Here is a 20,744-nt window from a genome sequence, read left to right on the forward strand (position 1 = left end):
AACGCGGATGCCGGGAGAGTCGACGAGCCTGTGGCACCAGGGGCTGTCGGCCGGGTCCAAGGCGTTGCAGGAGACGACGCCGCTGAAAGGCTTCGCCGCGTACGTCGTCGGGTTCCATCCGGCGAGCGACGAGCCGTCGATGCAGATGGAGGCGCATCACTACTGTCGCCAGGTCAACGACGACTTCCTGCAGTGCGTGCTGTTCGACGGCAACACTGCCGAGGCGAACCTCATCGGCGTCGAGTGCATCGTCTCGGAACGGTTGTACGGGACGCTGGCGGAGGCCGAGCGTGGATACTGGCACCCGCACGACCACGAGGTGCTCGGCGGCTCGCTGATCGCACCGGGGCTGCCCGAGGCGGCCGAGCGGGCGCTGATGGCGATGAGGCTTTTCCGGCCGCGACCGCCGTCACCGCGGATCGTCGAAGCCCTCGGTCGCCCGTTCCCGGCGCAGGTGCGCCAGCGCCCGCCGGCCCAGGTCGGTGTCCTCCCGGCCGAGCGCGGCGTACATGGTGGCGACCTTCTCGTACGGCTGGGCAGGCGGCAGCAGCGGGATCGCCGGGTCCACGATCGCCTCGATCAGGGTCGGCCGGTCCGCCGACAGGGCCTGGTCCCAGGCGGCGTCGACCTCGGCCGGGTTGGTGACCCGCACGCCGTGCAGGCCCAGCAGCTCCGCCCAGCGGGCGTACGGGGCGTCGGGCAGGCGCTGGGAGTCGACGAAACGGGGGTCGCCCTCCATCTCCCGCTGCTCCCAGCTCACCTCCGCCAGGTCGCGGTTGTGCAGCACCAGCACCACGAACCTCGGGTCGGCCCAGTCCCGCCAGCGGTGGGCGACGGTGAGCAGTTCGGCCAGGCCGTTCATCTGCATCGCCCCGTCGCCGGCGAGGGCGACCACCGGGCGGTGCGGGGTGGCGAGTTTCGCGGCAAGGCCGTACGGCATCGCCGAGCCCATGGAGGCCAGGGTGCTGGACAGGTGTGCGTCGACGCCGACGGGCAGCCGCAGGTGCCGCGCGTACCAGTAGGTCACCGATCCGACGTCCACCGCCACCTGCGCGTCGCCGGGCAGCCGGTCGGTGAGGGCGTGCAGCACGTACTGCGGGTTGAGCGGCTCGGCCTCGGCGGTGGCCCGTCGCCGGGCGATGTCCCGCCAGCGCGTCACCTCGCCCTCGATCCGCTCCCGCCAGCTCCGTTCCGACCTCGGTGTGAGCAGGGGCAGCAGCGCCCGGATGGTCTCGGCGGCGTCGCCGAGCAGCGGCACCTCCACCGGGTAGCGCATGCCCAGGCGCCGGCCGTCGATGTCGATCTGCACCGCCCGGGCCTGCCCCGGTGCCGGGTAGAACTCCGACCAGGGGTCGTTGCTGCCGACGATCAGCAGCGTGTCGCACTCGCTCATCAGCGTGCTGCTGGCGGTGCTGCCCAGGTGTCCCATCACGCCGGTGTGGAACGGCAGCGCCTCGTCCAGCACCGGCTTGCCCAGCAGCGACGCGGTGATCCCGGCACCGAGCGCCTCAGCCAGTTCGACCACCTCCGGCGCGGCGGCGCGGGCGCCCTGCCCGACCAGGACCGCCACCCGCCGGCCGGCGTCGAGCAGCTCCGCGGCGGCCCGCAGGTCGTCGGCGCGGGGCCGCAACTCCGGCACCGGCAGCCCGGGGTTGGTCACCATGATCCCGTGCTCGTGGGCGCCGAGGTCGGGGGCCGGGGCGGTCTGCACGTCGTGCGGCAGGATCACGCAGGTGGGGCTGCGCGTGGCCAGGGCCGTGCGGATCGCCCGGTCGAGCAGCATCGGCAACTGCTCCGGGGTGTACGCGGTCTGCACGAACTGGGCGCACACGTCGCCGTAGAGGCGCACCAGGTCGATCTCCTGCTGGTAGCCGCTGCCCAGCACCGACGTGACCTGTTGGCCGACGATCGCGAGCACCGGCTGGGAGTCGAGCCGTGCGTCGTAGAGGCCGTTGAGCAGATGCACCGCACCCGGCCCCTGGGTGGACAGGCACACCCCCAGCCCACCGGTGTACTTCGCGTGGCCGCAGGCCATGAACGCGGCCGTCTCCTCGTGCCGGGCCTGCACGAACTCCGGCCGGCCCGCGCGACGCAGGGCGCCCATCACCCCGTCGATGCCGTCCCCGGAGTAGCCGAAGACCCGGTCCACGCCCCAGTCCGCGAGCCGGGACACCACCAGGTCCGACACCGTCACGTCCGTCACCGCCGCCTCCTCGCCTCGCCCCTCACAGCATGGGCCGTACCCCGAGCCGGCACGCCGAATCGGACGGCCGGCATCTGATCGGGTTCATCGCCTCTCTCCGACTGCCGCTCGTCGGTGGTCGCCTGCCACTGCCCGCTCGTGACAACGGATCGAAGGACGTCGACGGCCGGGCCGGTGTCGAGGGCGGTCATCGTGGGTAGGGTGGTCTGCGGGTCAAGACATGTGCCCAGGTCCGCCGCCCGCGCCTCGACGCCGCGGGAGGATCCGACTCACCGATGCACCAGATCGGGAGGCGCCATGTCCATCCTCGAACGACCGACCCGACACGATGCCCGGGTCGACAAGCCGATCATGACGGTGGCCCTGCACGGTGAAGGGCCGCAACCATCCATCACCGTCCGGGGCGAGGTCGACATGAGTAGCGCGCACCTCATCGACGAGCTGGCCGAACACGTGATCGCCCGGCGCCCCGTACGGTTGATACTCGATCTCTCCCGGGTGACCTTCTTCAGCGCTCACGGCATCAGCGCCCTGCTGCGTACGCGACGTGCCGCCGCGTGTGCCGGGGTTGCGCTGATCCTGCGCGATGCCGCCCCGTGCGTCACCCACCTGCTGGCGGCAACCGGCACCCGGATCAACCTGGCAGCGCCGGCGCAGCGAAGCGGTGATCCGATCGCGGTTGGGGAGCGCCGGACAGGGGAAAGCAGCGTCGCATGAGGTTTCCAGGTGCGGCGGTTGGCGCAGCCCTGGCCGCGACGGCCATGGCCGGCTGCGGGGCGGTCACCGACCGGGGTGACGCTGCGGCGGCCGTCACCGCCCAGATGCTGAACGCCGTCGCGGGGCGCGACGGAACTGCCGCCTGTGCCCTGCTGGCACCCGACACCGTCGCGGAGCTGGAACAGTCCGCCGACAGACCGTGCGCGGAGGCGATCCTCGCCGAGGACCTGCCCGAACCCGGCCCGGTCGTCGCCACCGACGTGTTCGGGCAGCGGGCACAGGTGCGGCTCAGCGGCGACACCGTCTTTCTCGCCGTCTTCCCCGGTGGCTGGCGCGTGGTCGCCGCCGGCTGCACCGCCCGGGGGGACAAGCCCTACGACTGCGTGCTGCAGGGAGGTTGAGCCGTGCGATTCCAGTTCGTCCTGCTGCTGCTCGTGGTGGCCGCCGGCCTCGTCTACTTCACCGCGTTGGGGGTGCTGCACAGGTGAAGAGATTCCTGCGCGAAAACTCCCTCGGCCTGGTCTTCGGTCTGCTGTTCCTCCTCTCGCTGGTCGGGCAGGCGTTCGCCGGGCACGCCGACTTCAACCAGCGGCAACTCAGCGAGGGCCTGCCCGCGGTCTCGCTCGGCCGGTACGTCACGTCGGCGAGCTTCGCCGTCGACGTCACCGAAAACTGGCAGTCGGAGTACCTGCAGTTCTTCCTCTACATCTTCCTCACCGTCTGGCTGCTGCAGAAGGGCTCACCCGAGTCGAAGGAACTCGACAAGGCCGGCCGCGAATCGGACGCCGACCAGATGGTCGGCCCGCACGCCACCGACACGTCCCCGGCCTGGGCCCGCGTCGGCGGTCCGCGCCAGGCCCTGTTCTCGCACTCGCTGGGCCTCGTCATGGGAACGATCTTCCTACTGTCCTGGCTGGCCCAGTCCATCACCGGGGTCGCCGCCTACAACGAGGAACAACTCGGCAACCTCCAGGACCCGGTCTCCTGGGGTCAGTACCTGCGGCAACCCGACTTCTGGAACCGCACCCTGCAGAACTGGCAGTCCGAGCTGCTGGCCGTGACGTCGATGGTGGTCCTGGCCATCTATCTCCGGCAGCGCGGGTCCTCGCAGTCCAAGCCGGTCGGCGCCGCGCACTCCGCCACGGGAGTGGAGGGCTGAGTAGCGGCGGGGCCGCGCACTGGCGCGTCTTCGACCAACACACCCGCGGAAACACCCTCGGATCGTTGCGGCTGCGTCAGGTGCGCAGGGTGTGGCTGGGACTGCAGCCGTAGGCGGCGCGGTAGTCGGTGCTGAACCGTCCGAGGTGGGTGAAGCCCCAGCGCCTCGCGATCAAGGTGACGGTCACACCCGTGGCGGGGTCCGCGGCCTGTAGGTCGCGGTGCGCCCGTTCGAGGCGGACCTGGCGGACGTACCGAGTCGGTGTCGTGCCGCGGTGGCGGCGGAACGCGAGTTGCAGGGCTCGGGGACGCACACCGGCCGCGGCGGCGATCTCATCGACGGTGATCGGCTGGTCGGCGTGGTCGTCGACGTAGGCCACGGCTCGGCGTAGCGCCCGCGGAGTGACCTCGCCGGCGGCCCCCAGGGCCAGGTCGTGGGCGGTGTTGGGGAACACGGCCAGGGCCGTCGCCGCGAGCAGGTGCCGGGTGTTCCCGATGATCAGTGGGTTGGTCAGGAGAGCTGGATCTGACAGCACGCTGCGGGTCAGGTGGGAGACGGTCTGGGTCCAGTGACGGCCGAGCGCCGCCGAGATCGGCCGGGAGCTGTCGAAGCGCAGGCTTGCGCCGCTGATGCCGGTCCGCGCGTGGGCGACCTCCTCGAGCAGGGTGCGGGGAAGGCGGGTGATGAACGCGTCGATGTCGTCGAAGTCGGCATCCTCGGGCTGGTCCGGCAGCATCAGCGCCACGTCGCCGGGCCGTAGCCGGTATTCGTCCCTGTCCCTGGCGATGGTGAAGCGGCCGCTCATCATGTGCGTGATGTTCAGGTCCCCGTCCGGGGCCGTCTGCAGCTGGGTACGCGCCGAATAGTGCAGGCGGGTAACGCCGATGTCGGCGAGCCCGGTGGAGACGGTGGAGAGGCCGGCTCCGTCGCGGCCTACGCCGGAGAACCGCACCTTGACGTCGAAGAAGGCTCGCCGGATGTAGGCGTGCGCCTCATCGGCGTTGCCGGTGGCGTAGCGCTGCCAGTGCGAGCCCGAGTAGACCGTGCCAGCTGTCATGTCCCCCCTCCGCCCTGTACTCCGGGCGACCACGTTCTATCCACGATACGCATCACCTTCGCGGCAGGCGTAGTGCGCCGCCCTCTCCCATGGCGATACAGCCCGGCTGCGGATATGCAGCACGTAGATCACCGCTCGGGCCGTTGCCGGGGTGATCCGGGGGGTGCCCTTGGTCAAGCAGCCGGGCAGGGGCACCCGCCGCCAACCGCTCACGACTCCGTCGGTCGCCGGGACGAGTCGGGTGGGCCGAGAAGCACATTCGGGACTCCGGGCTGCCGGCCGGCGCTAAAGTGTCGATCGTGTCGACGACAGGAGCGCTCGCCTTCGCCCAGGTGATGGCCCACTGCGGCGGCTCGCCCGCCGCGGCGACGAGCTTCATCGCGCGAGCGGTCGCCGCCGATCCGCGTGACCCGGAGCCGTACTCGGCGCTGGAGCACCTGCGGCGTGAGCTGCCCGCTGAGGTCACGGCCGTCGTCGCGGCGGCGAACACGATCGGACCGATGCTGGCCCGCGCCTACCTGTCCTTCGTCGACGGCGACATGGACGAGGCCGCGATGTCGCTCGGCGCGGTCACCGGCTACCAGCCGGACGTACCGTGGGCGGCCGCACCGTGGTTCGGCGACGAGCGATTCCTCGGTGCCGTGACCCCGGCCGCCGTCGCCGAGGCCACGATGCGCATCAACGACTACGACCGCGACCTCGACACCGACGCCGTCCGCGAGTGCCTGGCCCCGTGGTTCCAGGCGATCGAGGCGGTCTGCGACCGGCATGCGGACCCTGACGCGATGGCCCGCATGGCAATCTTGCTGCGCGTGTGCGGCCGCACCGACGCGTCGTTCGCCCTGTGCGACCAGGCCGACGCCGTGCGGCGTGTCCCGTTTACCGAGGTCGTCCGCGCGGGCACCTGGCGCCACATCGGCAACCGTGCCGAGACGGCAGCGGCCTTCCGGCGCGCCCTGGCCCTCGATCCGGCCAACTGGTCGCTGCACCTCGACCTGGCCGATCTGGCCGCCGAGGAAGGCGACTTCGCCGAGGCCGCTGCGCTGGCCACTCGCGGCGAGGAACTCGAGCCGGACGACGTCACGGTGCGGGCGGCCGCCGCCGCGTACCGCGCCCGCTCGACGGGATCGGTCGCTGACCTGAACACGCTCACCGAACTGGCGCCGCAGGTGCCCGAACCCTACGGCCGGACGCTCATCGACTACGCCTACGCTCGCGGCACCTAGATCGGTTGGCGATACCTTCCTACGTCTGCCCCGCTTTCTGGGTAGGCCAACCGACTGCGGCCAGGGCTGGCGCGACAAGTCTGGACGCTGCCGCACCCTACGCTCAGTGGTCCGTGCCGATGCGGGGTCGTAGCGGGTGTTGCGGGCGTTGGCGCGTCGGCCGGTGGCCCGCCGGTGGCGCTCGCCCCGGGCTCGGCCGACGTAGCGCCAACCCCCGCCGTCGGGGATGCTGCCGTACTTCTTGACGTCGACGTGCAGCATCGCGCCGGGCCGGTCGTGCTCGTAGCGGCGGATCGGCTCGCCGGGGGCGCGGTCGAGCAGCGTTGCTGCGATCGCTTGCTGAAGATCAGCAAGGTGGGCGTTTCGTCATGCTCCAGCAGTGCGACGTCGTGGAGCCGGGTGGGGGTCCGGCCGCAGATGACCGCGTTTCCCGGCACCAGGAACCCCTACGGTGTGGGAGCCGGGAAAGCCGTGCTCAACGACCAGTCGGGTTGCCGGGCCTATGCTTCGGCGCGTGAATGAGAAGCGGTGGATCGGCGTGGACCTGGGTAGGGTGCTGCGCGCCGTCGAGGATGCCGCCCCGGTCGACGCGGTGGAGGCGGTGGCCCGCGGCGTCGGCGTCGACGTCGGGGCGCATTGGGTGTCGTTCCTCGTCGCGGACATGAGCGGCCGGGCTCTCGTCCGGCTGACCCACGACGTTCCCTTCGCGGACCGGCCTGACCGACGCCGGCAGGACGAGGACGTCGCCACCGTGTTGCCGTTCGACGGCGGACCACAGGAACAGGCCCTGCGATCCCAGCGCGTGCAGGTCCGTTCGAGCGGAGACGAGCACATCGTGATGGCTCCCGTCACGCAGCGCGGCGAGGCCATCGGGCTGTTGGAGGTTTCCCTGCCGTTCGCGCCCGACGCCACGGCGGTGGCCGAGATCTCCCGGGCCGCGCACGCGCTGGCGTTCGTGGTGATTGCCGCTCGCCGGCACACCGACCTGTTCGAGTGGGGACAGCGGACGACTCCGTTCAGTCTGGCCGCGGAGATCCAGCGCCGGCTCCTGCCCTCCTCGTTCACCTGCGAAGCCGGCTCGTTCACCCTCTCGGCGTGGCTGGAGCCGGCGGCCAGCATCGGCGGAGATACCTTCGACTACAGTCTCGCGCGCAACCTGCTGCACCTGAGCATCACCGACGCGGTGGGCCACGGCATCGACAGTGCCCTGACCGCGACGCTCTGCGTCGGGAGCCTGCGCCACACCCGCCGCCGGGGTCACACGTTGCTGGAACAGGCCCAGGCCGCGAACTCCGCGCTGATCGAGAACCCGCCAGGCGGGTTCACCTTCGCCACCGGACTTCTCGGCCGTCTCGATCTACGTACCGGGGTGCTAGCGATGGTCAACGCCGGGCACCCGACCCCGCTGCTGGTGCGCGAAGGAAACGTCCAACCCCTCGCCCTACCGGTCGACCCACCGTTCGGTGTCCTGCGCCAGGGCAGCTACCGCACGACGGACGTCGCGCTACGGCCGGGTGATCGGCTGGTCCTGCTCACCGACGGCATGCTGGAACGCGGCGCGACCCGCCTCGACCTGCCCGCGCGGCTGCCGGGCCTCAGTGACTTGCACCCCAGGGAGGTCGTCCGCGTACTCGGCGACGCAATCCTCGACGTCGTCGGTTCGACCCTGCCCGACGACGCCTGCATGCTCGTCCTCGACTGGCACGGCGACCACGGCGACGACCGTTCCACCAGGGCCGGCGCCGATCCCCGCTGGGCGAGCGCCCTTCTCCACCCGTGAGACCGGACCGAGGCGTACCCGCGCTGGGGAGAGGGGCCTCGTCCTCTCCTGAGACGGCGGCGGGTCCGCCTCGGCTCTCGACAGCTCACCACGAGCGCGAGGCGGTGACTTGCGCTGGCGATGCTGACTCTGCCGCAGGGCCTCCTCGAGCTGGTCCTCGGGAATGAGGATCCGGCATGCGGCCTCCAGCGCCGTACCTTGGTCCACCATGTTCCGGGCCCTCGCTGCCAGCCGCGGTTGATAGCGGGAGAAACGGCGGTGCCCGCCGGGCGAGCGGTATGGATCGATCAGCTTCGCCTCGTCCAGCATGCGTAGGAACTCCTGCTGGTACCGACGATCTCCGCGGCCCGACCGATCGTGTAGGCGGGAAATCCTCGCCGCCGAACATGTCATCGCCATCTTGGCCTATGTCACCTCCACGTCGAGGCCCCGGCGCTCATGCGTCGGAACCCAGGGGTACGGGTCTGAAACACCATCCAGGGTGAGCGCGTCCACGATCCCCAGGCACCGGGTCGCCGAGCGCGGCGTGGATCCGGGTGGGCCTCCGGAGGGAAGCAAGCTCAGTGGCCAGATCCACTCACCGCGATGGGATCGATGACGGATCATGTGCTACGGTAACCGAGTTGCAGTTTTGATTTCCGTAGACGTTTTCTGGCGCCTGATGGGGCATCTGAAACCCATCCAGGCGCCTTTCGTTTTTCGTGTCGTTTCGACGCGGGTGATCAACGCGGCGGCGTAAGGGTCCGCACAGTGCGGTCTCTGACAGCCTGCGAAGGAGCAGACATGACTACAGGCACCGTGAAGTGGTTCAACGCCGACAAGGGCTTCGGCTTCATCAGCCCGGACGACGGCGGCGCCGACGTCTTCGCCCACTTCTCGGCGATCTCGGCGAGCGGCTTCCGCAGCCTCGACGAGAATCAGAAGGTGGAGTTCGACATCACCCAGGGCCAGAAGGGCCCTCAGGCGGAGAACATCCGCCCGCTCTGATCCACATTCTGTGAACGGCGGCCCGACTGGTTCAGCGGGCCGCCGTTCGGCGTCTCACGCGCTTACCGTGGCATCGCGAAAATCGTCTGATCGGCAAGAGGCTGGCCCATCGGTGTGGAGCCAGCTGAGTACTGCCCCGCGTTCTTCCCGTGGATCGATCAGGCTCGGGCGCTAGTCTGTCAAGGTCGACTGCCGGCCGCCCAAGGCACGCCTCTGGCTCATGGACGAGACAGACGCAAACATCGACCCATGCCCCTAACATGCGGTCGCGGCCAGGTTGAGCAGACCATAGTCGGACTCGACGCCTCGACGAAGCCGAAGAGCCGTCCGATGAGCTGTCTCGCAACAGCGACACTACGCCTGCGATTGCGGAATCCGACGCGATCCTGGACGCTGACCGGCCATCACCGCTTGGGAGGGCCGCCGTCATGAACGATGTGATCCCTACCGGCCAGCCTGACACGATCCTGATCTGCATCCGCGGAAGCTCCGGGGCAGGCAAGAGCAGCATCGCCCGACAGTTGCGTCTGCGGCACGGCCGCGGCTGCGCCCTCGTCGAGCAGGACTACCTACGACGCGTCCTCCTGCGGGAACGGGACAAGCCCGGCGGGCTCGCACCCGCCCTCATCGAACAGACGGTCCGCATCGCCCTCGACCACGGCTACCACGTGATCCTCGAAGGGATCATGCACACCGCCCGGTACCGGCAGATGCTCACGTCACTCCGCGACGCCCACCGCGGCCGGACGCTGTTCGTCTACCTCGACGTGTCCCTGCCCGAGACCCTGCGTCGGCACGGGACGCGCCCGCAGGCGACGGAGTTCACGGCGGACAACATGCGTGACTGGTACGCCCCTGACGACGTCCTCGGCTACGACGACGAAGTCGTCCTGCCCGAGGTCACGTCGATGGAGGAGGCCATCCTCCGCATCGCCACCAGCGCCGCGCTGCCCCTGACCGGGCGTAATGACGACCTGCCTACCGGCACGCCCTAACCTCCCGACGCATCCGTCACCCGGGCTCCGGAGACGCACCCGGTGCACGGTGACCCGCAAACGACGAGGCGCCGCCGCGCCGGCGGGTGGGCCTATGGTGGGCACATGCGGGAGGACGAACTACGGGGCCTGGTCCGGCGCAGCCCGTGGCTGGTGCGGGCGCTGGGCGTCGTCCGGGACTCCGGCCTGCCGGACGCCTGGATCGGTGCGGGCGCCGTCCGGGACCTGGTCTGGGGCGTGCGGTACGGCGACGGCTTCGACCCGTCATCGGTGCGTGACGTCGATGTCGTCTTCCTCGATGCGGCGGACCTGAGCCGCGACAACGACGACCGGGCCACGCGGCGGCTGGTCGCGGCCTGGCCGGAGCCGCTGTGGGAGGCGAAGAACCAGGCCGCCGTGCACACCTGGTATCCGGCGAAGTTCGGTGGCGGCCCGGTGGCCCCGTTGCGCACCATCGCCGAGGCGGTCGGCACCTGGCCCGAGTACGCCACCGCGGTGGCGGTCCGCCTCGACGCGCACGACCAGATCAGGGTGTGCGCGCCGCACGGCCTCGATGACCTGCTCGACGGCGTCTGGCGGTGCAACCCGGGCAGGGTCAGCCCGGAGATCTCCCGGCAGCGACTCGCCCGCCACCGCCCCACCGAACGCTGGGCCGGCGTCCGCGTCGTGACCTGAGCCGACGTTCGAAGCCCGTGGCGGGACGCCGCTCAGGCGCGCTCCTGTCGGCCGGCGACTCCCCGGTCGGTGGAGCGGGCGGCACATCGCGATGTGCGCGGTGTGTGCTCCAGGCCCTCGCGCCCTCGTAGCTCAGGGGCGGTGCGGACGTGCGGGCTCGTCGGCTCGCAGAAGCTACGCCCGGGGGCGTTCGTCATGGCGTCCCTCCTCGTGGTCAACTCGCGAGAGCGTCGAGCCAGTTCGAACGCAGTCGCAGTGCACGCTCGGCGCTACCCGCGACCGCTGCGACACCGGCGGCGAGGTTCACCACGTGCGGGACGCGCACGGGAAGGTCGAACGTGCCCAGGGAATCCGCCACCGGCGGAACGTGCGAGATCGTCTCGACGAGTTGTGGCAGGACCACGCAGATCCCGATGAGCACGAGCAGTGTCGAGACGACGCCGACGAAGCGGCTCAATCTCGGGCGGGTGCGGTCAAGGTGGGCGCGTCGACCCTCGGCGGAAGCGGGATGGGGTGTCAACTGTGATTCGGTGCCGTCGGCCCGCACGTAGTGGCAGCGGCCCAGTCCGTAGACGTTGACGGCGACCTCGATGTGACCGCCCGGCACGGGGAAGCGGGCCGGCATCGTGGAGAGCGAATGGAGCGCACCGTCGAGGTAGAGCCGCGCGCGTACCGCTCCGTCGTCGCGATCGCCCAACTGGCGGACGTCGACCGCGTAGGTGGACGTGGTGCCGTCCGGTGCGCGAAGTGTCAGCGTGCGCACGGACCTGCTCAGCAGCTGCCACCAGCGGAAGCGCGGCAGCGGCTCACCATTGCCCGGGCGCACGCGCCGTGCCGCGAGACCGTTGCGCAATCCTTTGAATGCCATCCGAGCATCTCCCGTCTTCGACCACCGCATCACTACCGTCGTCAACGGCCTGTTCGCCGAGCGCGCACTCCCGACCAACGCCCCGCGACTCGGTTTCGAGACCGACACGCTCCGCATGTCCGTCGAGGCCGGCACGACCGGCAGCACCGGGCCGAGCGGCCTGAGCTCTGATGCGCCCCACGCATCGGCGTAACGACCCGTCACCGAGGGGCCGGGCCCAGGACGGCGCGCCACCGTCGGTTCAGAGCTGCCTGGACTGGTATCCCACGCCGCACGCCAGGGCTCCGCACTCGGCCGCAGCCATCGGCCCGGCCGGCGCGCGCCCGTTACGACTGCGGCAGGGCCTGCTCCTCGGATCCTCAACCTCGCAGGCGCGTGAGGCGGCTGGCAATGTCAGCGGGAAGACCCGTCGTATCGCTGTGCGTCGTCAATACCATTCGGAGTGACCCGGCGTGCGTGACGACGCCGAGAATCCGTTCGCCGCGGACCTGCGTCGTCATCGTCGGTCCCCAGATCGCGACCGCGGACGACGTGCCGGGCTCGGACGTCCCCAGATTGGTGATCTCCAGGTCGGCGGTGGTGGCCGCGAGCATCGCCGCCTCTGCCACCGCGGCATCGGCGGGTTTGAGCGAAGCCAGCATCAGGGCCGCGTCGCGGGCGCCGTCCCGTGCTGCTCGCAGTTGCGCCGTCGCGTCCTGCGCAAGCGACCACAGCGTGCTCTGCGCAGGTGCCTGCAGCACCACGGTCGTCGCTGTGAAGCGGTTCACGACGTCGTCCTCGAGACCCAGCGCAGAGCGGAGGTCGATGGGAACGTTGATGCGGATGCTCTCGCCCCCGGTGAGCGCGGAGAGTGCCTGGGCGGCGGCGGCGCAGAGCGCAGCCTGGACGGTCGACCCGTGGGCACGGGCGGTGGAGCGAAGGTGTTCGGTCGTCGCCCGGTCGAGTTCGGCGATCTCGATGTGGGGTGCGGTGGCGTCGAACGGACGTATCGTGGCCACCGCCGGCTCCGGAGAAGGAACCGGGGCTTGATCGGCCGGCCGTTCCGCCTGGGGTAGGCCCGCGAGCAGGCTCTCCTGGTCGACGGGTGCCGGTCGGGCCGAAAGCGTCTGCCCGTCGAGGATCGCGAGGAGGTCGTGTGCCGCGCGGAGCGCGCCGCGTCCGTCGGTGATCTGGTGGGAGAACGTCAGGAGGACGACCCTTCCCCGATCACCGGATTCGTCGCTTACGAGCGTCGCGCGCGCCAGCGGGCTCCCGTCGGCATCGACGGGACGCGTCTGCTCCTGCGCCGCCGCTTCGCGCCAGTCGTCCCCGCGGACCTGTCGGACCGGGATGGGTTCGGTCGACTCGTGGAAGGCCGGGCGGTCGCCGTTGCGGTCGATGGCGACGGCGAGCAGCGGGTGCGTCTGCTGCAGGTGCGCGAGCGCGCGTTCCAGCTGCTGCGCCGAGACGACCGAGACGAGTTCGATGACGAGTGAGAACTGTACGGGGTTGCGGCTGATGTAGAGGTCGATGATGTGCTCGAACGCCCCCAGCGGGCGCACGACCGGATGTCCTTGGGAGTGGGGCATGTTGTCCTCTGCGTCGATATGTCGATCGGTTGGGCCGCTTCAGTGCTCAGAGTGCTCGGCCCCGGTGCGGTCGCGCGGGACGGCGTCCGACAGGGCGACGGAACACCCCGGAATCGATTTGTCCTACAAGTTGCGCCTTGGATGAGACACCCGGCCGTAGCGGCATACTCAAGCCGGCGTCCGCGTGATCCTCGTCTCGGAGGCCGGCGGCCCGGTGTTCGGTCCAGGCGGCCCCGCCTCGATCTCGCCGCGTCACCGCCCCGCGTCGCCTGGGCATCGCGCTCGTCTCAGGCCGACCCGGACTGATGCTGGACAGGTGCCGCGCCGGTTCGCCCATGTGCCCCGGTATAGGTTCGTCGGGTGGATGTGGTCGCCGCCTGTCGTGCCTTCGTCGCGGTCAGCGGCCACGGCAGTTTCACCTCCGGCGCCGCCGCCGCGGGCATTCCCCAGTCCGTCGCCAGTCGCCGCATCGCCGCCCTGGAGGAACACTTCGGAGCCCGGCTGTTCGACCGGTCGTCCCGGGCGGTCCGGTTGACGTCGTTCGGGCAGGACATGCTGCCGGCGGCTCGGCGCCTGGTCGACCTCACCGACGCCATGGTCGACGACGCCGCGCGGGCCCGGTTACGTCCGCTGCGGGTCGCCGTGCCCGAGATCTGCCCGCCGCGCCGCCTCGCCGATCTGGTGGTCGCGGCGCGACGGCAGCGGATCCACCTGGAGGTACGGCCGGCCGGCCCGGGGGAGCGCGCCCGGCTCTGCCAGACCCTGGAGGTCGGTGCCGGGATCGTGGCGGTTCCGGATGCGGCGGCGTCCTGGCGGGTGCCGCTCGGGCTGGCCGCCCGGACCCCGTTTCCGGCGCCGACGGTGTTCCTGGAGACGCTGCGCAGTGGCCGGGCCCGCACGCAGGCGCGCCGGCGGATCCTGATCCAACCCGAGGACGACGTCGCGCACCTGCGGGACCCACTGGCCCGGGCCGGCCAGTCGGCCGGCCTGGCACCGGCCCAGGTGACGGTCGCGCCGTCCCTGGTCGACGCCGCGGCAGCGGCCCTCGGCTCCCCCGACCTGCTGCTCTGCTCCCGTCAACAGGCCGAGGACTTCGACCTGCACTGGCGACCCGTCAGCGGCCCACGGCTCCTGCGAGGCTACGACGTCGTCGCCGGCGTACGCGAGGATCTCGATCGGCTCAGCACCGTCCTGTACGCGGACATCGCACGATGCCTGGGCACCTCCGACGGCCACTCGGGGCCGACCGAGGGTTCCCCACCCGGCAACCCTTCGACCGGAGATCCGACGTGAGCGCCACCGCGGTCGTACGCAACGCCCAGGACCTGCTCGACGAGGCGGGGCTGCACGGCGCCTTCCTCGTCCGCAACCTCGACACCGGCGCGGAGATCGGCTTCGACACGGAGACCCCGTACCCGGCGGCGTCGCTGGTGAAGGTGCCGCTGGCGGTCGCCGTGCTGGAACGGGTCGCGCGCGGGGAACTCGATCCGGCGGCGCCGGTAGACGTCCGGCCCGGTCGGATCACCACACCGGGCCCGACCGGGCTGAGCCGCTTCCGCCATCCGGCGCGGATCGCCGTGGACGATCTGCTCTACCTGAGCACCGCCGTCAGCGACGGGGTCGCCTCCGACGCCCTGTTCGACCTCACCCCGCCGGTCGCGGTCGCCGCCGAGCTGCAGCGACTGCGCGTCGACGGCATCGCCGTGCGGCACCGGGTCGGCGAGCTTGCCGACACGCCGGCGGAACGTCTCGGCTCCGACGACGTGCACCTGGCCCACTCCCTCGCCATCGGCGCGGTGACCCCCGGGCAGGGCCACCCCGTCGTCCAGCTCGACGTCACCCGCGCCAACGCCGGATCGGCCCGGGCCTTCGTCGACCTGATGCAGGCTCTCTGGCGGCCCTCGGCGATCCTGGCGGCCACCGCCGAGCGGGTACGCGTCCTGATGGGCGACAACCTGCACCGGCAGCGGCTCGCCCCCGACTTCACCTCCGACGCCTCCCGCTGGTCGTCCAAGACCGGCACCCTGCTGCACCTGCGCCACGAGGTGGGCGTGGTGGACCACGCCGACGGGCAGTCGTACGCCGTCGCCGCGCTCACCGCCTCCCGGGTGCCCGCCGCCGCCCAGCCCGGCAGCGAGGCGACGATGGCCCAGGTCGCCCGGAGCCTGCACGACTACCTGCGGACGGGGACCCTGCCCTGGTGGGGTTAGCCGGCGCTCGTGGCCCGGCCCGCCGCTCGCGCAGTGACACCCCCGTCACCGCCGCACCCCGACGTACGCGTCGCGTGGCTCAACGGGTCAGTTTCGTCGGTGCCGGTGCGAAATCGATGCGTGGCTTGCCCCGCATCGCCGCCGCCAGGCTCTCGTAGACCGGCGGGTTGATGCCGTCGCGCTGCTGGTGCCGCATCTTCACGGTGGTCTGCGGCCAATCCGGGTCGGTCAGGATGCCGGCCACGGCGTACTGCTTCGTCATCGCGACCATGGAGGCGTAGTTCTCCGCGTCGGTGGTGCCGGTCTTGCCGGCGACCGGAGCGTCCACGGCGGCCTTCACCTGCGTGGCCGTGCGGCTGCCGCCGCACCGGCTGGTGGCGGAGTCGTCGCCGACGGGGCAGCGGGCGACGTCGACGGCGGCGCGGGCCACGTCGGTGCTCACCCGCTTCTCGCAGTGGGGCTGCGCGATGTCCAAGGTCGCGCCGTCCGGGCCGCGGATCTCCTGCACGGGAGTCGGCACACAGTACGTGCCGTCCGCTGCCAGGGTCGCGTACGCGTTGGCCAGCTCCAGCGGGGTCGTGGCGGAGACGCCCAGGGTGAACGCGCCCCAGTCGTGGGCGGCCTCCCGGTCGTCGGCCCACCGGCCCTCCCGGTCGACCCGGAACCGGATGCCGAGCCGCTTGGCCACGTCGACCACGTTCTCCGCGCCGATCTGCTGTTGCAGCGGCACGAAGTAGGTGTTGGTCGACCGGGCGAACGCGCTCCACATGTTCAACACGCCACCGGCCTTCTTGTCCGAGTTCGTGGGGCAGTAGAGATTGGTTCCCGGACACGCGGTGGGGCTGGCGCGGTCGATGACGTACTCCGACCGGAACCGTTGTGGCGCGTCGATGGCGTGGCTGAGCGGGATGCCCTTCTCCAGGGCTGCGACCACGGTGAAGATCTTGAAGGTCGAGCCGGCCTGGTAACCGGTGATGCCGTCCCCGCCGGTGAGCAACGGGTTGACGGTGCGGGGATAGCTGCCCGGCCTTCCCTTTGATCGCTGCTCCGGGTCGCTGTGGGGCCCGTTGACCGGGTCCCTCGGGTCGTCGAGCGCGAAGGTGCGGTTCACGGCCAGTGCCCGGACGCGGCCGGTGCCGGGTTCCACCACGGCGACCATGGCGGCCTCCTCCGCAGTCTCGCCCTTGGCCTTGCGGACCGCCCGGTCGGCGCCGCGCTGCGCCTGGGCGTCGAGGGTCGTGACGACCCGGTAACCGCCGCCCTTGAGCCGCCGCTCCCGGTCGTAGGCGGTGGCGCCGAACTCCTCCTGCGACATCCACCAGCGGTAGAAGTAGTCGCAGAAGAAGCCCCAGCCCTTCTCGCCGGCGGAGACGCAACCGTTCGCCGGGCGCCTGTCCATCACGACCATCTTGGTGGCCTTGGCCGCGTCGGCCTGCTGCTGGTTGATCGCCCCGATGGTGACCATGCTCTGTAGGACGTAGTTGCGCCGGTCGAAGGCGAGGCCCCTGCCGCTGCGGGTGGTCGGGTCGTTGGTGGTCGGCGCCTTGACCATGCCGGCCAGCAGCGCGGCCTCCTCCAGCTTGAGCTTGCTCGGCGGCTTGCCGAAGTAGACCTGGCTGGCGGCGAAGATGCCGTACGCGCCGTTGCCGAAGGCGGCGATGTTGAGGTAGCGCTCCAGGATCTCGTCCTTGGAGAACTCCTTGTCGATCTGCAGCGCGTAGCGCATCTCGCGCAGCTTGCGGGCGCTGGTGTCCTCGGTCGCGGCGACCACGTCCGCCGGGTGGGTGGCCGAGTACGCGATGGCGAGCCGGACGTACTGCATGGTCAGCGTCGAGGCGCCCTGCCGGCCGTTGGCGCCGCCGGACTGGTTGTTGACGAAGGCCCGAACGACGCCGGTGAGGTCGACCCCGTTGTGCCGGTAGAAGTCGTGGTCCTCGGCGGCGACGATCGCCTTCTGCATCAACGGTGCCACGTTGGCGAGCTTCACGTCCCGCCGGTTCTCGTCGTACATCGTCGCCAGCGGCGTCTTGCCGTCCGAGGCGAGCAGGTAGCTGATCTGCGGCGCGCGGGCCACCGTCAGCTCGCTGGGCAGCGCGCCGAACGTCTCGGCGCCGGCCTTCGCCGCCAGGCCGGACAGCGCCACCGCGGGGAAGGCCGCTGCCGCGATCACCACACCGGCCAGCAGGCCGCAGGTCAGCAGCGATGCGGCGCCGGCATGGACATTGCGGTCACGTTTCCACATCCAGGTCACCTCCATTCACAGGGTGCAGGGCGGCAGCGGGCCACCGACCGGCGTTTCGCGCCCCGGTCGGGTCCTCCCATCGCTGCCGCCCTGCGGGTTCCCACACGTCCGTACGGCGCTCGGCCACGAGTGGGTGCCGGTCAACCGGTCACCAGCTGGCCATCACCACCTTCGTCGCCTCGGCGATGAGCGCGTCGTCATAGTCGGCGTCCTTCTCGTCGCGGCTGGACAGCACCGCGAGGACGATCGGCGCACGGTTCGGCGGCCAGATCACCGCGATGTCGTTACGGGTGCCGTACCCGCCGGACCCGGTCTTGTCCCCGACGACCCAACCGTCGGGAACGCCGGCGCGGATCAGCGCACCGCCGGTGGTGTTCCCCCGCAGCCAACCGTTGAGGGTGTCGCGGTCCGAGGGTTCGAGGGCGTCACCGACGGTGTACGCCCGCAGGGACCCGGCCATGGCCCGCGGGGTGCTGGTGTCCCGCCGGTCACCCGGCGTGCCCTCGTTGAGCTCGGTCTCGTAACGCGCCGGATCGGTGACCTTGTCGCCGATCTTGCGTAGCTCCTTCTCGAACCGCTCCGGTCCGCCGAGGTGCCGCAACATCAGGTTGGCGGCGGTGTTGTCGCTGTACCGCACCGCCGCGTCCGCGATGGCCCGCAGTGTCATGCCCTCGGCCACGTGCTGCTCCGTGATCGGCGAGTAGCTCACCAGGTCGTCGGCCGAGTAGCGCACCACCCGGTCCAGCTCGGCGTCCGTGGTCTCGTCGAGGATCTCGGCGGCGGCCAACGCCTTGAAGGTCGAGGCGTACGCGAACCGCTCGTCGGGCCGGTACCGCACGGTGCGGCCGGTGCCGGTGTCGATCGCGTAGACCCCCAGCCGCGCGTCGAACTTCTCCTCCAGTTGCCGGAACTCGTGCCGCCGGTCGGGTGCGGACGACGTGGGGGCCGTCACCGCGCTGTCCCGCTTCGGCTGTTCGGCGGCCCCGGCGGGACTACAGGCAGTCAGGGACAGCAATGCCGCCGTGGCCACCAAGCGGCGTGTCGGAAAGGCCATGATCACTCCTTGTCGGTATGTGGGCCAGGCACCGGACAGTGCCGGTCGGACAGGACTCGACCCTGACAGTGATCCGGTATGCGGTCGAAGACAGAAGTCGCGCGATTCATGCCGACCGGGCATCAACGGCGCGGCGGGGGCAACCGCCGGCCGGGAGCAGACCGGCGGTGCCGGGAATCGGTCCGGTCCTGATCAGAGCCGACAGTGCTGGTCTTCCGCGGGGATCTTCAGATCGATGAGGTAGGCGGTGAAGGCGGCGTTGACGCAGGGGTTGACCCCATCCTGTGCGACGGTGTGCCGTGCACCCTCGACGGTGAGCACGGTGCCGCCGATCTCGTCGGCCAGGACCTTGCCGGCGGCGTAGGGGGTGGCCGGGTCGCCGGTGATGGAGATGATCAGGGTTTCGGGCAGGCCCTTGACGTCCTGGGCGTAGGGGATGCCGAGGCTGGGCTCGCCGGGCCAGGCTTCGCAGGCGTCCCGGGTGACTCCGTCGACCTTCTCGCCGCTTGCCACGTACGGGCTGGTCGTGTTGATGTCGGCGCGCAGTCGGGCTTCCTCCTCCGGGGTGCGGCGTACCTCGTCGTTGCAGTTGACGGCGAGATTGGCCTCGAGGAAGTTGCTCCACACGCCGGAGGGCTCCCGGCCGCCGAAGAGGTCGCCGACCTTCAGGATCTGCGATCCGTCGCCCTGCTTGAGCTCGGTGAGGCCCTTGATGAGCACGGGCCAGACCTCGGGTTGGTAGAGGCCGGCGGTGATGCCGCCGACGGCCTGGGTGAAGTTCAGCGTGCGCCCCTTGCCTGCGGGGACGGGCTTGTCGATCAGCGGCCGGACCAGCTTCTGGAAGACCGCCGTGGCCTGGGCCGGGTCGGTGCCCAGCGGGCAGTCCTTGCTGGCGGCGCAGGAGGCCGCCAGCTTCTCGAAGTTCTGCTGGAAGCCGGCCTGCTGGGTGAGCCGCCGCTGCGGGTTCTTCAGGGTCGGGTCCGTCACCCCGTCCAGCGCCAGCGCCCGGACGTTCTTGCCGAACATCTCGGCGTAGACCGCGCCGAGTCGGGTGCCGTAGCTCTGCCCCGCGAAGGTCAACTTCTCGTCACCGAGGGCCGAGCGCAGGACGTCGAGGTCCCGGGCGGCGTTGCGGGTGCCGACCGCGGACAGGATCTCCGTCCCGCCCGAGCCCTTCGCGCAGCGCTCCGCCAGCCGCCGGGTGTCGTCCTCGCTCCACTGCCCCGACGACGCCAGCAGCGTGGTCTGGTCCTCGCCACGATCGCGCTCGGCGTCGGTGAAACAGTTGATCGCGGGCGTCGACGATCCGACCCCGCGCGGGTCGAACCCCACCACGTCGAAGCGTTGCAGCAGCGGGCTCTTCGCATGCGCGGCACTGAAGCTCGTGGCCTGGGTCATGCCCGAGCCGCCCGGGCCGCCCGGGTTGAGCACCAGCGACCCGATGCGCTGCCCGGGGTTCCCCTGCGCGGCGAGCCGGAGCACCGCGACCTGAATGGTCCTGCCCTTCGGGTCCTGGTAGTCCAGCGGCACCTTCAACCGGGCGCACTCGAAGGGCTCGACGTAGAGCTTCTTCTGTCCGGGCGTGGCGGCGTAGCCCGCGCACGAGCCGAACGACAGCTTCTGCCCGTAGTAGGCCTCCAGCCCGGCAGGGGACGGCTGCGGCCCGGATTCCGCCGAGGTCGGGGTGCTGGTGCAGGCCGCCGCCAACGCGAGCACCGCCGTCGCCGCGGCGGCGGCGCCGATGCGACGGGTGGCGCGCCGATTGGCAGGTGGGCTGGACCGGTCCGCGGGCGGACCGGGGTCGAACAAGGCCATGGGAGCCTCCGAGATCGATTCGGTCAACACAGTGCGCGTTCCACGAGACACCCGGCCGTAGCGGCACACTCAACTCCGTGGGGGTGTGATCTAGTCGTTGAATTCCGGAATGGTCCGCGACTACGCCCGGGACGTCTGTCGACGGCGAACGGCAATTCCGGGATCGCCCGCGAAAGACCTGTCCGCGC

Annotated in this window: 16 protein-coding genes and 4 pseudogenes; 11 read left to right on the plus strand and 9 right to left on the minus strand. The window is 70.9% G+C overall.

Annotated features, from left to right (window positions below; translation table 11 throughout):
* Positions 1-7 precede the first annotated feature (7 nt).
* Positions 8-322, plus strand: a pseudogene (locus ACQ452_RS03080) (DUF1264 domain-containing protein); the annotation flags it as partial.
* Positions 323-409: 87 nt separating this feature from the next.
* On the opposite strand, the gene ACQ452_RS03085 reads toward ACQ452_RS03080, so the two are convergent.
* The gene (locus ACQ452_RS03085) at positions 410-2,203 is read right to left on the minus strand and encodes a thiamine pyrophosphate-requiring protein (protein ID WP_433389511.1); all 1,794 of its coding nucleotides are present in this window, start codon (positions 2,201-2,203) and stop codon (positions 410-412) included.
* A gap of 297 nt (positions 2,204-2,500) precedes the next feature.
* On the opposite strand from ACQ452_RS03085, the gene ACQ452_RS03090 reads away from it, so the two are divergent.
* The 3 genes from ACQ452_RS03090 to ACQ452_RS03100 all read left to right on the plus strand — a co-directional run bounded on the left by ACQ452_RS03090 (position 2,501) and on the right by ACQ452_RS03100 (position 4,079).
* Positions 2,501-2,920 (plus strand): STAS domain-containing protein, encoded by a 420-nt coding sequence (locus ACQ452_RS03090; protein WP_433389512.1) that lies wholly within the window; start codon positions 2,501-2,503, stop codon positions 2,918-2,920.
* Entirely contained in the window at positions 2,917-3,321 is a 405-nt protein-coding gene (locus ACQ452_RS03095; RefSeq protein WP_433389513.1) for a hypothetical protein, read from the plus strand. Before ACQ452_RS03090 ends, ACQ452_RS03095 begins: the two co-directional genes overlap by 4 nt.
* A gap of 83 nt (positions 3,322-3,404) precedes the next feature.
* Positions 3,405-4,079, plus strand: a complete 675-nt coding sequence (locus tag ACQ452_RS03100; protein ID WP_433389514.1) for a DUF6766 family protein — start codon at positions 3,405-3,407, stop codon at positions 4,077-4,079.
* A gap of 76 nt (positions 4,080-4,155) precedes the next feature.
* On the opposite strand, the gene ACQ452_RS03105 is transcribed toward ACQ452_RS03100, so the two are convergent.
* Positions 4,156-5,136, minus strand: coding sequence for an AraC family transcriptional regulator (locus ACQ452_RS03105; RefSeq protein ID WP_433389515.1), 981 nt, complete (start codon positions 5,134-5,136; stop codon positions 4,156-4,158).
* Positions 5,137-5,435: 299 nt separating this feature from the next.
* Between ACQ452_RS03105 and ACQ452_RS03110 the strand changes: the two genes are divergently transcribed.
* Entirely contained in the window at positions 5,436-6,362 is a 927-nt protein-coding gene (locus ACQ452_RS03110) for a tetratricopeptide repeat protein (protein ID WP_433389516.1), read from the plus strand.
* A 162-nt stretch (positions 6,363-6,524) separates the two neighbouring features.
* Here the strand turns inward: ACQ452_RS03110 and ACQ452_RS03115 are convergent.
* A pseudogene (locus ACQ452_RS03115) lies at positions 6,525-6,680 on the minus strand (IS481 family transposase); the annotation flags it as partial.
* Between the two features lie 196 nt (positions 6,681-6,876).
* On the opposite strand from ACQ452_RS03115, the gene ACQ452_RS03120 reads away from it, so the two are divergent.
* A complete protein-coding gene (locus ACQ452_RS03120; RefSeq protein ID WP_433389517.1) occupies positions 6,877-8,142 on the plus strand; it encodes a PP2C family protein-serine/threonine phosphatase in 1,266 nt (421 codons plus the stop codon).
* 111 nt (positions 8,143-8,253) lie between these two features.
* Here the strand turns inward: ACQ452_RS03120 and ACQ452_RS03125 are convergent.
* Positions 8,254-8,530: pseudogene (locus ACQ452_RS03125) on the minus strand (MerR family transcriptional regulator); the annotation flags it as partial.
* A gap of 395 nt (positions 8,531-8,925) precedes the next feature.
* Here ACQ452_RS03125 and cspE point away from each other — a divergent pair.
* The 3 genes from cspE (at position 8,926) to ACQ452_RS03140 (ending at position 10,799) form a co-directional block, all read left to right on the plus strand.
* Positions 8,926-9,129, plus strand: coding sequence for a transcription antiterminator/RNA stability regulator CspE (gene cspE / locus ACQ452_RS03130; RefSeq protein WP_013283833.1), 204 nt, complete (start codon positions 8,926-8,928; stop codon positions 9,127-9,129).
* Positions 9,130-9,557: 428 nt separating this feature from the next.
* Complete coding sequence (locus ACQ452_RS03135; RefSeq protein WP_433389518.1) at positions 9,558-10,124, plus strand: kinase; 567 nt, start codon at positions 9,558-9,560, stop codon at positions 10,122-10,124.
* Positions 10,125-10,229: 105 nt separating this feature from the next.
* The gene (locus tag ACQ452_RS03140) at positions 10,230-10,799 is read left to right on the plus strand and encodes a nucleotidyltransferase family protein (protein WP_433389519.1); all 570 of its coding nucleotides are present in this window, start codon (positions 10,230-10,232) and stop codon (positions 10,797-10,799) included.
* A gap of 214 nt (positions 10,800-11,013) precedes the next feature.
* On the opposite strand, the gene ACQ452_RS03145 is transcribed toward ACQ452_RS03140, so the two are convergent.
* Both ACQ452_RS03145 and ACQ452_RS03150 read right to left on the minus strand, forming a co-directional pair.
* Entirely contained in the window at positions 11,014-11,712 is a 699-nt protein-coding gene (locus tag ACQ452_RS03145; RefSeq protein WP_433389520.1) for a hypothetical protein, read from the minus strand.
* Positions 11,713-12,026: 314 nt separating this feature from the next.
* Positions 12,027-13,208: a phthiocerol/phthiodiolone dimycocerosyl transferase family protein gene (locus ACQ452_RS03150; RefSeq protein WP_433389521.1), complete on the minus strand. Its 1,182-nt coding sequence runs from the start codon at positions 13,206-13,208 to the stop codon at positions 12,027-12,029.
* Between the two features lie 387 nt (positions 13,209-13,595).
* On the opposite strand from ACQ452_RS03150, the gene ACQ452_RS03155 reads away from it, so the two are divergent.
* Positions 13,596-14,528, plus strand: a complete 933-nt coding sequence (locus ACQ452_RS03155; protein WP_433389522.1) for a LysR family transcriptional regulator — start codon at positions 13,596-13,598, stop codon at positions 14,526-14,528.
* Positions 14,525-15,445, plus strand: a complete 921-nt coding sequence (locus ACQ452_RS03160) for a serine hydrolase (protein ID WP_433389523.1) — start codon at positions 14,525-14,527, stop codon at positions 15,443-15,445. Before ACQ452_RS03155 ends, ACQ452_RS03160 begins: the two co-directional genes overlap by 4 nt.
* Positions 15,446-15,533: 88 nt before the next feature.
* Here ACQ452_RS03160 and ACQ452_RS03165 read toward each other — a convergent pair.
* The 3 genes and pseudogenes from ACQ452_RS03165 to ACQ452_RS03175 form a co-directional block, all read right to left on the minus strand.
* Positions 15,534-17,687: pseudogene (locus tag ACQ452_RS03165) on the minus strand (transglycosylase domain-containing protein); the annotation flags it as partial.
* Between the two features lie 148 nt (positions 17,688-17,835).
* Complete coding sequence (gene bla, locus ACQ452_RS03170; RefSeq protein ID WP_433393955.1) at positions 17,836-18,744, minus strand: class A beta-lactamase; 909 nt, start codon at positions 18,742-18,744, stop codon at positions 17,836-17,838.
* Positions 18,745-18,933: 189 nt separating this feature from the next.
* On the minus strand, positions 18,934-20,556 hold the full coding sequence (locus ACQ452_RS03175; protein WP_433389524.1) for an alpha/beta fold hydrolase: 1,623 nt from the start codon (positions 20,554-20,556) through the stop codon (positions 18,934-18,936).
* Positions 20,557-20,744 lie beyond the last annotated feature (188 nt).

Origin of the sequence: Micromonospora sp. KLBMP9576, assembly GCF_050941805.1 — a bacterium.
Taxonomy (GTDB): Bacteria; Actinomycetota; Actinomycetes; order Mycobacteriales; family Micromonosporaceae; genus Micromonospora.

Bases quoted from the DNA above. Each gene is read 5' to 3' on its own strand.
- ACQ452_RS03175 (WP_433389524.1), bottom strand. From the start codon at position 20,556: ATGGCCTTGTTCGACCCCGGTCCGCCCGCGGACCGGTCCAGCCCACCT.
- ACQ452_RS03140 (WP_433389519.1), top strand. From the start codon at position 10,230: ATGCGGGAGGACGAACTACGGGGCCTGGTCCGGCGCAGCCCGTGGCTG.
- ACQ452_RS03090 (WP_433389512.1), top strand. From the start codon at position 2,501: ATGTCCATCCTCGAACGACCGACCCGACACGATGCCCGGGTCGACAAG.
- ACQ452_RS03095 (WP_433389513.1), top strand. From the start codon at position 2,917: ATGAGGTTTCCAGGTGCGGCGGTTGGCGCAGCCCTGGCCGCGACGGCC.
- ACQ452_RS03105 (WP_433389515.1), bottom strand. From the start codon at position 5,136: ATGACAGCTGGCACGGTCTACTCGGGCTCGCACTGGCAGCGCTACGCC.
- cspE (WP_013283833.1), top strand. From the start codon at position 8,926: ATGACTACAGGCACCGTGAAGTGGTTCAACGCCGACAAGGGCTTCGGC.
- ACQ452_RS03135 (WP_433389518.1), top strand. From the start codon at position 9,558: ATGAACGATGTGATCCCTACCGGCCAGCCTGACACGATCCTGATCTGC.